This is a genomic window from Mesorhizobium sp. A556 (assembly GCF_054489545.1).
This window is the reverse complement of the sequence record NZ_JBTMXA010000012.1, coordinates 72,498-87,407: the sequence shown is the minus strand read 5'-3', so window position 1 is coordinate 87,407 and position 14,910 is coordinate 72,498. Positions and strand designations below refer to the sequence as shown.

The window sequence follows — 14,910 nt, the reverse complement described above, 5'->3', positions numbered from 1 at the left end:
GTGGGCCAACAGTTCACGCAGCGAAGCGATGGCCCTCGCCGCCATAATAGCTGACATAGCGCGCGGCGATCTCCTTGACCGGCATCACCACAAAGACATCGACCGTCGAAAAATCGTGGTCGATGACGCAGCCGTCGCCGATGCGCGCGCCGACCCGCAAATAGCCCTTTACCAGCGGCGGCATCGCCGCGATGGCGGCCTTGGCGTTGACCGCCTCTATCGGCATCATATCCATCGCATGGTAGCGGCCGGCAACCGCCCGCACGTCCCAGGCCGCGCCCGTCCGGCAATGATGGGCAAGATAGGTCAGCGCCTCGGCATGTGCGGCAGGGACGGTTCCGGGAAAAGATGCGCATCCCGTCATCACGCCGATTTCGTAGTGATTGATATAGGCCCAGATACCCTGCCAGAGCGCCTCGATGGTGCGCTTGGACCGGTATTGCGGCAGGACGCAGGAACGTCCCAGTTCCAGGAAGCGCTGGCCCGGATGGCGCGCGATCAGCCCTCTCAGCTCGAACTCGTCCTCGGAGTAGAACCCGCCGACGGAAGCCGCCGATTCCTGACGCAGCAGCCGATACGTGCCGACGATTCGGCGATGCTCCGGCCCCGGCAGACTGGTATCGAAGACAAGAAGATGGTCGCAGGCCCTGTCGAAACGATCGGCGTCGGTATGGACGCCGGACGCGCCGCTTGCCGCGCCGAGTTCGTCGTAGAAGACGCGGTAGCGGACCTGCTGGGCGGCAGTGACCTCGTCGTCATTACGCGCCAGACGGACTTCCAGATTGCCGATGCGGGCTAGCGGGGCGGCCGAAATCGTTAGGTCGGCCTTGTGACTCCATGTCCTGGAACCACCGGCTTTCGCATAGGCTTCACCTTCCGGCATTGCTGCTTGCACGAGCGATTCTCCTTCGAGCCATCTCTCTGGCATCGAGATGCGATTGTGGTGCAACATGATTGTGACAGCAACGTGAAAATGCGTGAAGGGGCCGCCGGCGGACCCGCGTGCAGCGCAAAGGCAAGCCGTTTTGCGGTCAGGCCGCAACCTGCTGTTCGACCGCAAGCGCCAGCGCTTCGGGGTCGAGCGGCTTGGTCAGGAAACCGCTTGCGCCATGCGCCAGCACCGTGTGGCGGGTGTTTTCCTGGCCATCGGCCGAAAGCACCATGATGGGCATCGGCGGCAGGCCGGCATCTTCCTCGTGACGGCGGATGGCGCCGATAGCGTCCAGCCCATCCATTACCGGCATATGCAGATCCATCAGGACGATATCGTAATGGTCGCCGCCCGCCATGCCGATGACGGCGTCGACGGCGGCCTTTCCGGTGCCGACGACGTCGACGCGGTGCCCGGCCTTCAGCAGGGTGGCGCGCGCCAGCATGGCGTTGATTTCATTGTCTTCCGCGACAAGCACCGACAGGCCCGTCCGCCGCCCGGTCGCCTCGGCGGCAACGCTGCGGCTGTCTTGTTGCGACGGCACAAGCGTCGCGACATTGCCCGACACCAGCATGCGCAGCAGCGTTTCCCCCCGCACCGGCCGCGCCAGAAAGGTTGCGTAGCCGTTGGAACGGAGATCCGCCAGCAGGCTGCGATCGGTTGGCGCGATCAGCGTGATCGCCTCGCAGGAAGGGAAGCCCGCCTGGCGAAGCCGTCTCAACAGCCGCGCTTCACGATCTTCCAGGGCGGCGTCGATCAGGATCACGTTGCAGCCCACTGCGAGCAGGGCGGCCTGCGCTGCGGTGGTGGCGATTTCGGCAACCCCGCCATGGTCATGGATGGTGCTGGCGATGGCATCGGCTTCGACGGCATTTTCTGAGAGAATGACTACACGCTTGCCCGACAGCATGGACTGGCGGCTCTGGAGGGTTTCGTTCGGCGAGACAATGGGGATTTCGAAGGTAAATTCGGACCCTTCGCCGAGCGTGCTGGATACGTTGATTTCGCCGCCCATGGCCAGAACCAGGCGTCGCGAAATGGCCAGCCCAAGGCCCGCGCCGCCATGTATTCGGGTGGAACTGCCGTCGGCCTGTTCGAATTCCTCGAATATGCGCTCCCGGTCGGCCTCGATCAAACCCGGCCCGGTATCGGCAACGGCGAAGCGGATGCGGTCGGCGGTTTGCGTGCGCACGCGCGATATCGTTACCAGCACCCCGCCGGTGTCCGTGAATTTTATGGCGTTGCCGATGAGATTGAGCAGTACCTGCCGAATGCGGCCCGGGTCGGCAACGATCGTCAGCGGGACGTCGGGTGCTGCCCGGCAGGCGAGGCCTATGTGCTTGCCATAGGCGCGGTTGGTCAGCAACTCGACGATGCTGTCGCCGATTTCGCGCGGCGACATCGGTTGCGGTTCCGGGTCGAAGCGACCGGCTTCTATCTTGGAATAGTCCAGCAGATCCTCGATCAGAGCCAGAAGGGCGCTTGTCGATGTCGACACGGCCCCGACATAGGTGCGCTGCTCGGGCGACAGGCCGGTGTCGGCGAGAAGCTTGGCCATGCCCATGATCCCGTTCATCGGGGTGCGGATTTCGTGGCTTACGGTTGCCAGGAAGCGGGATTTGGCCTGGCTGGCGTATTCGGCCCGTTCGCGGGCCTTGATCAGCGACGATTCCGCACTCTTGCGAGCGGTGATGTCGCGCGCGATGGCGCGGTGCGAAACGGCCCCGCTGTCCTTGTCGCGGACAGACAATTCTATCCATGAAAACCAGCGCGGTCCCTCCATCGTTCGGATCACCACGTCGGTCGAACTCAGGCATTCGCGGTCCGCGAATGCGGCGTCCGGCACGATGCCGACATCGATGCCGAGATCGGTCAGGGTCTTTCCCGAGACGTCAACCGGATCGATCCCCAGCAGGCTGGTAAAGACCCTGTTGGCGTGAACGATCCTGCCGTCGCGGTCGCGGTGAACGACGAGGTCGCCGAGCGCGTCGATCAGGTCGCGAAAACGCTCTTCGCTTTCCTGCAATTCCCACATGCGGTCAGCGAGTTTTTCGATTTCGACGCGGCTGTGCCGTGCATTGTCGCCCAGCGTCGCGACGGTCCGCTTGAGGCTGGCCTGCATGGCAAGCGCGCACGCGCCAAGCACCAGGAAGGCAATGCTGACGAAATGCGGCGCACCCGAGAGATAGGCAACGCCCGCCACGACGAATATGGCGCAGAGCGTAAGGAAAGGCAGAAGCTCGCGATCAGCGCGCCGTAGGTCGGGCATCAGCGGCGGTGGCTCGAGTTGCAGGCGTGCCGGGGAGGCCGCGCCTGTACCGGTCGCGCTTGCGGCTCGCTCGTCTGCGTTGCTGTCGGATTCCACGATCATGCGGCAATCCATGGCAGACAGAGATTATGGAATTTTGTGGCGGATCGTTCGCATTTTAGCGATCAGCCAGATTATGGGCGCGGTTCGCGCCGCCAGCCGATGAATTCGTCGAAAATCACGGCAATGGCCCCTACCGTTATGAAGGCGTCCGCCAGATTGAACACGGCAAACGACCAGGCCGGCGTGTGGAACAGGATATAGTCGATGACATGGCCGTAGATGGCGCGGTCGATGAGATTGCCGAGCGCACCGCCGACGATCAGCGCGAAGCCGATGCGGGCAATTCCTTGGCCCGGCGTTGTCTTCGCCGCCAGATAGAGCACGAAGGCGACCACGCAGACCGAAACGACGATCAATCCGGTGTCGCCGAAGGAATCCAGCATCGAAAAGGCGATGCCGGTGTTGTAGGTGCGATAAAGCGCCAGGAAAGGCAGGATTTCGACCATTTCCCGCAGGTTGAGCCCGGTTTCGACGAGGTATTTTATCCATTGGTCGAGCGCTATGGCGACGACGACCAGCAGGCCGTAGGGCAACAACCGTTTCACGAGCGGGAACCTTCCGGGTCGAGCGTGAGCGCGCTACGGCGAATCTCGAAAAGCATGATGCCGGTGGCGACCGCGAGGTTGAGCGAATCGGCGCGCCCGGCCTGCGGAATCCGCAACAGCCGGTCACAGCTTTCGGCGAGCATATCGGGCAGGCCCTGCTGCTCGTTGCCCATCAACAGAAGCGTCGGCCCGCGCGAAAAATCGACCGAGCGGAAGTCTACCGCGCCCTTCAAATGCGTGCCGGCGACGATGCCGGAAAAACTCCCGCGCCACGCCAGGAAGGCTTCGGGCGTCGCCTTGACCACCGGCACGGCGAAGATCGAGCCCATGGTGGCGCGCACGGTTTCGACCGAGAACGGATCGGTGGTTTCACCGACGAGGATCACGCCCTTGGCGCCGACCGCGTCGATCGTGCGGATGATTGTGCCGAGATTGCCGGGGTCGCGCACCCGGTCGAGCGCCACCCAGACGTCGCCGGGCTTGGCGTGAACGTCTTTCAGCGCCAGCAATTGCTGGACAAAGACGCCGACCACCATTTGCGGATTGTCGCGACGGGTGATCGCCGACAGCACTTTTTCCGACACTTCGAGCACGGTTCCGCCTTGGGCGACCGTGCGTGCGGCGACTTTTTCGACCGCCGCATTACCGCGCCCGGCCTTGGCAAAAACGAGCGTCCTGATCGACCAGCCGAGATCGAGCGCGTCGATGACCAGTTTCAACCCTTCGGCCATGAAGGCATGCTGCTGGTCGCGGAATTTCTTCAACGCCAGCGCCTTTATCTCCTTGATCAGCGGATTTGCGAGGCTGGTGACTTCCTTGACCTGACCGACCGCGCGGCGGGTTTCATGCTCGCTCATTTGGAGACCCAACGCGAGAACAGCGAGGTGGAGAGCGCTCGCCCTGCCGACTTTTCGCGAATGACCAGTTCGCCGGATTCAACCGTGCCGCCCATGCCGGCAAAGGTATCGCGCATCAGCGCATGGATGGCAAAGAACGAAGAACGGATCGAATAGGCGGTCAGCACCACGGCCAATGGCTTGGGGGTGAGGATCGCCCGGCAGAGATCGGTCAGCGCCGGCAAATCCTCGAACAATTGCCAGACCTCGCCCTTGGGGCCGCGCCCATAGGCAGGCGGATCGAACAGGATGATATCGTACTGGCTGCCGCGCCGCTCCTCGCGCTCGGCGAATTTCATGGCGTCGTCGACGATCCAGCGGATCGGTTTTTGCCCAAGCCCGGCCATTTCCTGATTTTCGCGCGCCCAGCCGATGGCCTTTTTCGAGGCGTCGACATGGGTCACTTCGGCGCCTGCGCGCGCCGCGACCAGCGAGGCGAGGCCGGTGTAGCCGAACAGGTTGAGAACCTTGACCGGGCGTTTGGCAGCCTGGATCAGGCCGGCCATATGGTTCCAATGCGAGGCTTGCTCGGGAAAGACGCCGACATGGCGAAACGAGGTGAAACGGCCGAGATAGTCGATGCCGTCATGCTTCATCGGCCATGTTTCGCCAAGCGGCTCCTTTGGGAAGCGCCAGCGGCCCATGCCTTCTTCCTCGGTGTCACCGGTGAAGACGGCATCGGCGCGGTCCCATTCCTTTTGCGGGAGAGCACGCTGCCAGATCGCCTGGCCTTCGGGCCGCACGATGCGATAGGGGCCGTATTGCTCCAGCTTTTCACCCGCACCGCTGTCGAGCAGCGCGTAATCGGTATTGGGGGCGACTTCGAGGATCAGCGGCAGGTTTTCGGCCGGCAACGCGCCTTCGCGGCGGGCAAGCACGCGCGGTTGGGATTTGTGCTCGTGCCGGATTTCGGCCTTCGGCTCGGTTTTTTTGGCAGGTTGTGGATCGCGTGGCCGCACCGGCCCGGTCCCGGCTTTCGCGGGCTGATGCGGGCGGTTGTCGCGGCGCTGATCGCGAAAGGATTTCAAGAAGGTAACCTCGTCAGGCGGATCGCCGCTTCTGCCACAGCAGGCCCGCCCGTGCAAGAAAAGGTGGTTTAGGCTTTAAGCGCACGGTAAACCGCGATTCCGGCGGCCAGATCCTCGAGTGCCGCACCGACCGACTTGAACAGCGTGATTTCCTGCGCGCTTTCACGGCCCTTCTTTTCGCCGCGCGCCAGTTCATGCAGGTCGGCGACGATCGCATCGGCCTTCAGCACGCCGGAGGCCAGCGGCTGGACGATGTCGCCGGCTTCCTTGGTCGCGCCGGCGCGGGTGTCGACATAGACGCGGGCGCGCGAAATCGCGTCGTCGTCGCTTTCGCGCATGTCGGGCGTGAAGCCGCCGACCAGATCCACATGCGTTCCCGCTTTCAGCAGCGCACCCTTGATCAGCGGCGTGGTCGAGATGGTCGCCGAGGAAACAATGTCGGTATTTGCCAGTTCGGCGTCGAGGTCGCTGACCGCTTCGGCGTCAAAACCGTCGGCGCGCAGATCGGCCACCACCTTTTCGGCATTGGCCGGCGTACGGTTCCAGATGCGGATTTCCTTGATCGGCCGCACCGCCGAATGCGCCCTTGCCAGGAAGGGCGACAGCGCGCCGGCTCCCACCACCAGCAGCCGCGAGGCGTCCTCGCGCGCCAAATAGGAGGCAGCGAGCGCCGAAGCGCAGGCCGTGCGCCACTGGGTCAGGCGCTGGCCGTCGATCAGGGCTTCCGGTTCGCCGGTCGCGCCGTTCAACAGCAGATAGAGGCCCATCACGGCGGGCTTGCCGATGGCGTTGTTGTCGGGCGACACCGTGACGATCTTGACGCCGATATGGCCGTTGGCCGAGGTGCCGGCGGCGTTGAAGTCGGTCCATGCCGGCATCAAAAGCAGGGTCGAGGCTGCGCCGTCCGGCCGCTCGACGCTGTGGTGGTGGCGCACCGGCTGCACCGCGCCATCCCGAAAAGCCGTGCGCAGCGTATCCACAAGACCCGGAAAGGTCAGCGCGCGGTCAATCTCGGCGGGCGAGATGTGCAGCATCAAAGAAACTCCATCTTGGAAAAAGCCGCGGTGTCAGGCCACCGGCTTCGGCAGCGCCGTATGGGATTGGCCTTGCGGCGTTGGCGCCGCGGTCTTGACCGCCTGGCGCAAATTCTCCGCCTCCACGCCGCGCTGGCGGGCAAGCTTGCGGTAACGGCCCTGCCGGAACCATGTCGCCAGGCCGCCGACGATCATGCCGAGGCCAAGCGCCAGGAACAGGAAGATGAACAACGGCAGGGTAAAGGTAAGTGCCGGGTTGCCGGGATTGAACGGATCGAAGGTAAAGGCGACCGCCGCGCGGTTGGCGACGGCCAGGGCGATCAGGATGACCGCGAGCGGCGCGAAAACCACGATGAGCATGAAGCGATTGAACATGGATGTATCCCGGCGAAAGTAGTCGTGCCTCAAACGTCCTTGAGGGTCTTACTTTCCCGCGTTCAGCCTTTCGCGAAGTTCCTTGCCGGTCTTGAAGAACGGCACCCATTTTTCCTCGACCTCGACCGAATCGCCGGTGCGTGGGTTGCGGCCGGTGCGCGCTGGGCGGTTCTTGACCGAAAAAGCGCCGAAGCCGCGCAATTCGACCCGGTTTCCTTCGGCCAGCGCGTCGGTGATCTCATCGAAGATGGCGCCCACGATGTTTTCGACGTCGCGCAAAAACAGATGCGGGCTGCGTGTGGCGATGATTTGTACGAGTTCGGATTTGATCATGAGGGCGGCCCTGCTGAAATGATGCGGACTGGCAATGGTACTGATTTTACTTGGTTTCGTTCATCTTGAGCGAGAGTTCAAGGGTGCCAGACGGAGACAAGACCGTCAAGGAACAAGCGATCCGCGCCCAATTCCTGGAGCATGTCGCTGCTTGCGTCGGATAGGCCGAGCGCCCGGCTTATCGTTCGCGCCAGCGCTTTCGAGAACAGGAAGCTGCTGCCGCTTTTCGTATCTTTCCATTCCACGACCTTCAGCTTGGCGTCGACGCCCTTGCTGGCGAGCCAGTCGACGGCCTCTGCCTCGCCGCCCACCGCATCGATCAACCCGTTGGCAAGCGCCTGCCGGCCGGTGAAGATGGAGCCGTCGGCCAGCGCCAGCACTTGCGGCCGCGTCATCGAGCGACGCTCGCCGACGAGGCCGACAAACCAGTCATAGCTGTCGAGAATGAGTTTTCGCACCATGGCGCGTTCTTCGTCGGTGGTCGGGTTGAAGGGCGACGGCTCTGCCTTCAACGGCGAGGACTTCACTTCTTCCAGCTTGACGCCGATCTTGTCCATCAGGCCGGTGACGTCGGGAAACTGGATGAGCACGCCGATCGAGCCGACGATGGAGGACTGGCGGGCGACGATGTGGTCGGCAGCACTTGCGATCATGTAGCCGGCGGAGGCGGCGAGCGTTCCCACCTGCGCGGTCACCGGCTTCTCGGCGGCCAGCTTGCGCACTTCCTCGAAGATCATCTCGCCGCCGGCGGTGGTGCCGCCGGGCGAATCGATGGCCAGGATGACACCCTTGACGTGCGGGGATTTGCGGATTTTCTCCAGCCGTTCGACCAGTTCTTCGTTTTCGGTGATGGTGCCGTCGATCCTGACCTTGGCGATGTGGTCGGCGGATGCGCCGGACAGGCCGTCGCCGTAAAACCAGCTTGCCAGAGCGACAAGGCCGAGCGCGGCAATGACGATCGCCGCGACGCGCCAGAATGTCAGCTTACGCCGCAACCGGCGGCGGTCGATCAGGTCGTCAGCTCTCAGCGCCATGGTCGGTCTCGCACTCGACAGGTCGATTGGACCTGAAACCCAGTTTGGAAGCAGGGACTTTTAGAGCATGCACCGCTCGACCGCTACCCATTTTGCGGCGGCGGTGCCTCTTTGCATGGGGGCGGCGCCCGCGACGGGGCCATCGTCGGTCGTTCTCGCCAAAGCGGGAAATGGGAAGAAGTTGCTTCTGAGTCGGCTGTATTTTCCATTCCGAAAAGTGTATCGGTCACATTTTGGCGATTTTTCCTACGTTTGTGCTTGCGCGCCCGCCCCGCCATCCCACCTATCAGGCTGGACGGCAGGGCAAAGAGCTGGGATCAATCGAAATACCAAGTTCCGATCGCCGGATGTCGGTTGGTCCTGAAGAAAGCAACCATGTTGGCACGACCAATCGATACGGCCGGCAGCGATGACGGTGTTGTCCTGCCCGAACCGGGCGGGACCGGGCCTGTGCGGGCGTCCGCTTTCGGGCGCGCCCAGCGCCATTCGCGCCGCGTCCGGCTGTTCAAGATCGTCCTGCCGCTGATCGCCGTCATCATCGCCATCGGCTTTCCGGTCTATTCCTACATGGTCGCGCCGCCGCCGATCCAGGTGAAGGCGGACGCCAGCGCCTTCTCCGATGGCAAGCTGGTAATGGCCAACCCGAAACTGGAAGGCCTGACCAAAGACAATCTTCCCTATGCGCTGAACGCCTTGCGCGCCATTCAGAGCGCAGGCAACGAGAGCCTGGTGGAGCTTGAAAAGATCGATGCCAAGCTGCCGGTGTCGGCCGAGAATATTGTGACCGTGGGCGCGGCGCACGGAATCTACAATCGTGACAACAACACGCTCGACCTCGACAAGGAGATAACGGTATCCACGACCGATGGCATTGTGGCACAACTGAAATCGGCCTTTCTGGATATGGCAAAAGGCACTATGAAAACGACACAGCCTGTCGACATTAGCCGACCCGGGTCGCGGATCACCGCTGACGGGATGACGGTGAAGGAAAACGGCAAGGTCGTGATCTTCGAAAAGCGTGTGCGTCTCAATATCGACCCCGCCACGCAAAAGGCGGCCCAGGGAAAGAGCGGAGAATAAGATGCTGGCCATTTCGACACGTTTTGCCGCCGCGGCTTCGGTTCTGCTGTTGCTCGGTGTTCCGTCCGCCATGGCGCAATCGAAGTCGCCCAGCACCATGTCGGGGCTGAAATTGAGCGGGGACCAGCCCATTCAGATCGAAAGCGACAAGCTCGAGGTTCGTCAGAACGAAAATCTCGCCATTTTCACCGGTAATGTCAGCGTCGTGCAGGGGCCGACCCTGATGAAGGCGGGCGTGATGAAGGTCTATTATGTGAAGGACGAAGGGGCTGCCAGCAAGAAGGCTGGGGCCAAGGCGTCGGATGCGACGGCATCCGGCGATGCCGCGGCCGCAGGCGTCTCGCCCATGTCCGCCGGGACCAACATCGACCATCTGGAAATCGACGGCAAGGTTTACATCAAATCGGACGACCAGGTCGCCACGGGCGACAGCGGCACCTTCGACATGAAGAGCCAGGTGCTGGTGCTGTCCGGCAAGAAAGTCGTTCTTACCCAGGGCTCCAACGTTCTGGTCGGCTGCAAGCTGACCGTGCAGATGCAGACCGGCCTTGCCCAGGTCGATGCTTGCGGTGGCCGTGTCATGATGTCGTTGACGCCGCAGAAATCCAAGTGATGGCTGTTATCGACTCCCCGGCGCAGCCCACTGGAAAGCAGGCGGAGCCGACAGCCAAACCGGACAAGGCCCTGTTCAAGGGCACGCTGATCGCCAAGGGCCTCTCAAAAAGCTACAAGGGCCGCAAGGTCGTAAGCAATGTGACGATCGGCGTTCGCGCCGGCGAAGCCGTGGGTCTGCTCGGCCCCAACGGCGCGGGCAAGACGACCTGCTTCTACATGGTCACCGGTCTGGTGCCGGTCGATGAAGGCACCATCGAGATCGACGGCTTCGACGTCACCTCCATGCCGATGTACCGCAGGGCGCGACTCGGCATCGGCTATCTGCCGCAGGAAGCCTCGATCTTTCGCGGCCTGACCGTCGAGCAGAACATCCGCGCCGTGCTCGAAGTCATCGAGAAGAACCACAAGACGCGGGAGCGCAACCTCGATGAATTGCTTGAGGAATTTCATATAAGCCATTTGCGCAAGGCGCCTTCCATGTCGCTGTCCGGCGGAGAGCGCCGGCGCCTGGAGATCGCGCGCGCGCTGGCGACGCGACCCGCCTACATGCTTCTGGACGAGCCGTTTGCCGGCATCGACCCGATTGCGGTGGCCGATATCCAGCAGCTTGTGCGCCACCTGACGGCGCGCGGCATCGGCGTTCTCATCACCGACCACAATGTGCGCGAGACGCTGGGGTTGATCGACCGGGCCTATATCATCCATGCCGGCGAGGTCCTGACCCATGGCAGGGCCGAACAGGTCGTGGCCAATGCCGATGTGCGGCGGCTGTACCTTGGCGAAGGCTTTACGCTGTAACCCGCTGAAGATCCCGATAACGCGCTGGTAAGCCGTCCCTGCTATCTGTTGCCTTGACAAGCAAGAGCCGGGCCAGTTCCTATGTCCGGCTGGAAAATTGTTTTCGGCGTTCATGAGGCGATAAATCCGGCTATGGCGCTCGGCGCGAAATTGCAGCTCAGGCAGAGCCAGTCGCTGGTGATGACCCCGCAACTGATGCAGTCGATCCGGCTGCTGCAGCTCACCCATGCCGAACTGGAGCGCTTCATCGACGAGGAGATCGAGCGCAACCCATTGCTTGAGCGCGCCGAGAGGCAGGACGATGTTGGGGCCGACGCTGGGGACGAGCCGGCTGCGGACGGCGGCGACGTGCCGCGTTCGGGCGATCAGGAAGACTGGTTCGACAAGGACGCACCGCTGAGCGCGGAGGCGATGGCCGACAGGCTGGACACGTCGCTGGAAAACATTTTCCCGGACGATCCTGGCACCAGCGACCGGCTCGGCCCCACGCTGGACGCGCAATGGAAAACCACGTCCGGCACCGGGGCCGGCCCATTTTCCGCGTCCTTGGACATGGAGGCGGTCGCCGCAAGCGCCGTTACGCTGCGCGATCATGTCGGCGGGCAGATCGCGCTTGGCTTCCGCGATCCGGCACTGAGGCTGATTGCCGCCGAACTGGCCGACAATCTTGACAATGCAGGCTATCTGCACGCCGACATGGCGGAAATCGCGGGCCGTCTCGGGGCGGACGAAGCGGCGATGGCGCAAGTGCTGGCGCTGTGCCAGACATTCGAGCCAGCGGGCATCTTTGCCCGCGACCTTGCCGAGTGCCTGGCGCTGCAGCTTGGCGCGCGCGACCGCTTCGACCCGGCCATGAAGATACTGGTTGCCCATCTCGACCTGTTGGCCAAGCGCGACTTTCACACCCTGAAACGGCTCTGTGGCGTCGACGAGGACGATATTGTCGACATGCTGGCGGAAATCCAGGCGCTGGACCCCCGACCGGGCATGGCCTTTTCAGGCGGAACTAGCGAGGCAATCGTCGCCGACGTCGAGGTGCGGGCTGCCGGCGATGGCGGCTGGGCGGTGGAGCTCAACCCGGATACGCTGCCTCGGGTGCTGGTCGATCAGGTTTATTTCGCGCATGTCTCCAGCCATGCAAAGAGCCAGGCCGACAAGGATTTCCTGGCCGAATGCCAGCAAAATGCGAGCTGGCTGACGCGCAGCCTCGACCAGCGGGCCAAGACCATTCTCAAGGTCGCTTCCGAGGTCGTGCGCCGGCAGGATGCGTTTCTCGTCCATGGCGTGCGCCATCTGAAGCCGCTCAACCTGAAGGCGGTGGCCGATGCCATCGGCATGCACGAATCAACGGTCAGCCGCGTCACCGCCAACAAATACATGCTCACCCCGCGCGGCGTATTCGAACTGCGCTATTTCTTCACCGCTTCGATCGCCTCCTCGCAAGGCGGCGAAGCGCATTCGTCCGAAGCGGTGCGCGACCGCATCCGGCAGTTGATCGACGAGGAAAAGCCCGCGGACGTGCTTTCCGACGATGCTATCGTGGATATGCTGGAGGCCGTTGGCATCGACATCGCCCGGCGTACGGTTGCGAAGTATCGGGAAGGCATGACTATCGCGTCGTCCGTGCAAAGGCGGCGCGAAAAGCGCGCGCTGGCGAACGCCGGACGCTGAATCCGGTGGAATTTTCCTGCTTCGACCTTATTTGACAAGCCGCGGGGAAGTGGCTAGAAGCCCGCCCGCATGAGGTGGGCTAACGGCCCGCATGCGGAAGCGTCGCCATAATGACGGTAATAGGGCGGTCTGTGAGCAATCTGAAAGCTCGGACGTAAAAACGGCGCAGGAAACGTCGCGAAGCTTGTGCGCACGGAGCACGGGTATAAACTCCAGACAATGTGAAGCCCTAAAACAGGAAGGTCGATTTCCAGATGACGCTGCGCATATCGGGAAAACACATGGATATCGGTGATGCGTTTCGCACCCGCATCACGGAACGTATCGGCGAGGCGATTGAAAAATATTTCGACCGGGGTTTTTCGGGTCAGGTAACGGTCATCAAATCAGGATCGCGCTATTCGGCCGACTGCATGATTCGGCTGGATTCGGGGGCTTCCCTGCAGGCCGCAGGCGATGCCCAGGACCCGAGCCAAGCCTTCGATGCCGCAGCCGAGCGGCTTGAAAAGCGCCTTCGGCGCTACAAGCGCCGTCTGAAGTCGCATTACCCCAACAATGTCGGCAGCAGCGCCGATGCCGTCGAAATGGCCTATGCGGTGATGGAGCCGCTGGCCGACGACGACGAGGAAATTCCGGAGAATTTTGCGCCCGCGATCGTGGCCGAATCGTCCATGGCGTTGAAAACGATGTCGGTGGCCTCGGCGGTGATCGAACTCGACACCAAGGACAGCCCTGTCTTCGTCTTCCGCAACGCCGGAAGCGATCATCTCAACATTGTCTATCGCCGGCCCGATGGAAATATCGGCTGGATCGACCCCTCGACGACCAAGCTCTCGTAGGGATAGGGACCATCCGCGCTGGAGTGGGGACTCCGGCGACGGTGAAGCAAGGGATAGTCACAATGGATCTGACCGATCTGATCGACGCAAAAGCGATCATGCCGGCGTTGAAAGTCAACTCGAAGAAGCAGTTGCTTCAATCGCTGTCCGAGCGGGCGGCAGCGATTTCCGGGATTCCGGAGCGGGAGATATTCGAAACCATCCTGCAGCGGGAGCGGCTCGGCTCTACGGGTGTCGGCAACGGCATTGCCATCCCGCATGGCAAGATCGTCGGGGTCAAGCACATCACCGGCGTATTCGCCAGGCTGGAGACGCCGGTCGATTTCGAAGCGCTGGACGACCAGCCGGTCGATCTGGTGTTTCTGCTGCTCGCGCCGGAAGGGGCAGGTGCCGACCATCTCAAGGCGCTGTCACGCATTGCGCGGGTGCTGCGCGACGCCGACACGGTAGCCAAGATCAGGGGGACGCACGATGCGTCCGCCATCCATGCCCTCCTGTCGGAGACACGGGCTTCGCACGCGGCCTGAGCTTATTTTGATAAAACGAGTTCAAAGGGCCGCTGATTGCGGCCCTTTTCGTTGAGGTCATTATTTTAGTGGATAGCGACCGTCACGAGATCGTTTTCCATGGCGCCGGCCAAAGCACGATCGCGCGCATCCGAAAGCAGGATCGGCTGGCCGTTGGCGGAAAACAGCGCCCACAATTCCATGCCGGGCGCGATTTCGCCCAGAGTGGGGAAACGGCCGCGCAGATCGTCGCTGGACACCTTGCGCAGGTAGGCCACCGAGCCTTCGCCAAGCAGGGCGAATTCGCCCTTGGTCATGGCCGGGGTCATGGCGGTATTTTCTTGGGTTCTGGTCATTTCAGCCTCCTTTTCGCGTGGATGCCGCTTCGGGCCATCCCGCATAAGAGCCATCGGTAAAGATCAGTCTTTCACCGATATGTTTATTTTCCGTACCAGCCGCTCGCATTCCGGGCGGTCGAGATCGATCGACAACAGCCCGTTCTTCAGTTCCGCCGCGATCACGCGCATGCCGTCGGCCAGTACGAAACAGCGCTGGAACTGGCGTGCCGCGATGCCCCGGTGGAGAAACTCTCGGTCAGTGTCGTCGGTCTGGCGACCGCGCACCATCAACTGGCTTTCCTCGACGGTAATGTCGAGATCGTCATCTGCAAAGCCGGCCACCGCCAGCGTTATCCTCAACCGCTCGGCGCACCCTTCGGTTCCGCGCAAGCGCTCGATATTGTAGGGCGGGTATCCGTCGCCGGATTTGGCGAGGCGTTCCAGCGTCTTTTCCATGGCGTCGAAGCCAAGCAGGAGCGGGCTGGAAAAGGGCGTCATTCTGTTCATACCACC

General features: G+C 62.5%; 17 protein-coding genes. 6 read left to right on the top strand and 11 right to left on the bottom strand.

The window, feature by feature from the left end:
• Positions 1-13 precede the first annotated feature (13 nt).
• The 9 genes from olsB to sppA all read right to left on the bottom strand — a co-directional run bounded on the left by olsB (position 14) and on the right by sppA (position 8,547).
• Positions 14-895 carry a l-ornithine N(alpha)-acyltransferase gene (gene olsB / locus ACX3P0_RS20280; RefSeq protein ID WP_459091327.1) on the bottom strand — a complete coding sequence of 294 codons (882 nt, stop codon included), beginning with the start codon at positions 893-895 and terminating at the stop codon, positions 14-16.
• Positions 896-1,031: 136 nt separating this feature from the next.
• Entirely contained in the window at positions 1,032-3,302 is a 2,271-nt protein-coding gene (locus tag ACX3P0_RS20275; protein WP_459091325.1) for an ATP-binding protein, read from the bottom strand.
• 71 nt (positions 3,303-3,373) lie between these two features.
• Complete coding sequence (lspA, locus tag ACX3P0_RS20270; protein ID WP_459081257.1) at positions 3,374-3,847, bottom strand: signal peptidase II; 474 nt, start codon at positions 3,845-3,847, stop codon at positions 3,374-3,376.
• Entirely contained in the window at positions 3,844-4,704 is an 861-nt protein-coding gene (locus ACX3P0_RS20265) for a TrmH family RNA methyltransferase (protein ID WP_459091323.1), read from the bottom strand. Before ACX3P0_RS20265 ends, lspA begins: the two co-directional genes overlap by 4 nt.
• Complete coding sequence (locus tag ACX3P0_RS20260) at positions 4,701-5,771, bottom strand: class I SAM-dependent methyltransferase (RefSeq protein WP_459081255.1); 1,071 nt, start codon at positions 5,769-5,771, stop codon at positions 4,701-4,703. The genes ACX3P0_RS20265 and ACX3P0_RS20260 overlap by 4 nt, the downstream gene beginning before the upstream one ends.
• A gap of 68 nt (positions 5,772-5,839) precedes the next feature.
• Positions 5,840-6,805, bottom strand: coding sequence for a bifunctional Delta(1)-pyrroline-2-carboxylate/Delta(1)-piperideine-2-carboxylate reductase (lhpI, locus tag ACX3P0_RS20255; RefSeq protein WP_459091321.1), 966 nt, complete (start codon positions 6,803-6,805; stop codon positions 5,840-5,842).
• A gap of 33 nt (positions 6,806-6,838) precedes the next feature.
• Positions 6,839-7,180, bottom strand: coding sequence for a LapA family protein (locus tag ACX3P0_RS20250; RefSeq protein WP_459091319.1), 342 nt, complete (start codon positions 7,178-7,180; stop codon positions 6,839-6,841).
• Positions 7,181-7,228: 48 nt separating this feature from the next.
• Entirely contained in the window at positions 7,229-7,513 is a 285-nt protein-coding gene (locus ACX3P0_RS20245) for an integration host factor subunit beta (protein WP_459081252.1), read from the bottom strand.
• 77 nt (positions 7,514-7,590) lie between these two features.
• Positions 7,591-8,547, bottom strand: coding sequence for a signal peptide peptidase SppA (gene sppA, locus ACX3P0_RS20240; RefSeq protein ID WP_459091317.1), 957 nt, complete (start codon positions 8,545-8,547; stop codon positions 7,591-7,593).
• A gap of 111 nt (positions 8,548-8,658) precedes the next feature.
• Between sppA and lptC the strand changes: the two genes are divergently transcribed.
• The 6 genes from lptC (at position 8,659) to ptsN (ending at position 14,080) form a co-directional block, all read left to right on the top strand.
• Complete coding sequence (lptC, locus tag ACX3P0_RS20235; protein WP_459091315.1) at positions 8,659-9,630, top strand: LPS export ABC transporter periplasmic protein LptC; 972 nt, start codon at positions 8,659-8,661, stop codon at positions 9,628-9,630.
• Position 9,631: 1 nt separating this feature from the next.
• Complete coding sequence (locus tag ACX3P0_RS20230; protein WP_459091313.1) at positions 9,632-10,243, top strand: LptA/OstA family protein; 612 nt, start codon at positions 9,632-9,634, stop codon at positions 10,241-10,243.
• Entirely contained in the window at positions 10,243-11,043 is an 801-nt protein-coding gene (gene lptB, locus ACX3P0_RS20225; RefSeq protein ID WP_459091311.1) for an LPS export ABC transporter ATP-binding protein, read from the top strand. The genes ACX3P0_RS20230 and lptB overlap by 1 nt, the downstream gene beginning before the upstream one ends.
• Before the next feature lie 132 nt (positions 11,044-11,175).
• Positions 11,176-12,714 (top strand): RNA polymerase factor sigma-54, encoded by a 1,539-nt coding sequence (gene rpoN, locus ACX3P0_RS20220; protein ID WP_459091396.1) that lies wholly within the window; start codon positions 11,176-11,178, stop codon positions 12,712-12,714.
• Positions 12,715-12,968: 254 nt separating this feature from the next.
• Positions 12,969-13,553, top strand: coding sequence for a ribosome hibernation-promoting factor, HPF/YfiA family (gene hpf / locus ACX3P0_RS20215; RefSeq protein WP_459081247.1), 585 nt, complete (start codon positions 12,969-12,971; stop codon positions 13,551-13,553).
• Positions 13,554-13,615: 62 nt separating this feature from the next.
• Complete coding sequence (gene ptsN, locus ACX3P0_RS20210) at positions 13,616-14,080, top strand: PTS IIA-like nitrogen regulatory protein PtsN (protein ID WP_459081246.1); 465 nt, start codon at positions 13,616-13,618, stop codon at positions 14,078-14,080.
• 65 nt (positions 14,081-14,145) lie between these two features.
• Here the strand turns inward: ptsN and ACX3P0_RS20205 are convergent, their stop codons facing one another.
• Together ACX3P0_RS20205 and ACX3P0_RS20200 are read right to left on the bottom strand one after the other, a co-directional pair.
• On the bottom strand, positions 14,146-14,415 hold the full coding sequence (locus ACX3P0_RS20205) for a BQ00720 family protein (protein WP_459091309.1): 270 nt from the start codon (positions 14,413-14,415) through the stop codon (positions 14,146-14,148).
• 63 nt (positions 14,416-14,478) lie between these two features.
• Positions 14,479-14,904: an Hsp20 family protein gene (locus tag ACX3P0_RS20200; RefSeq protein WP_459081244.1), complete on the bottom strand. Its 426-nt coding sequence runs from the start codon at positions 14,902-14,904 to the stop codon at positions 14,479-14,481.
• Positions 14,905-14,910 lie beyond the last annotated feature (6 nt).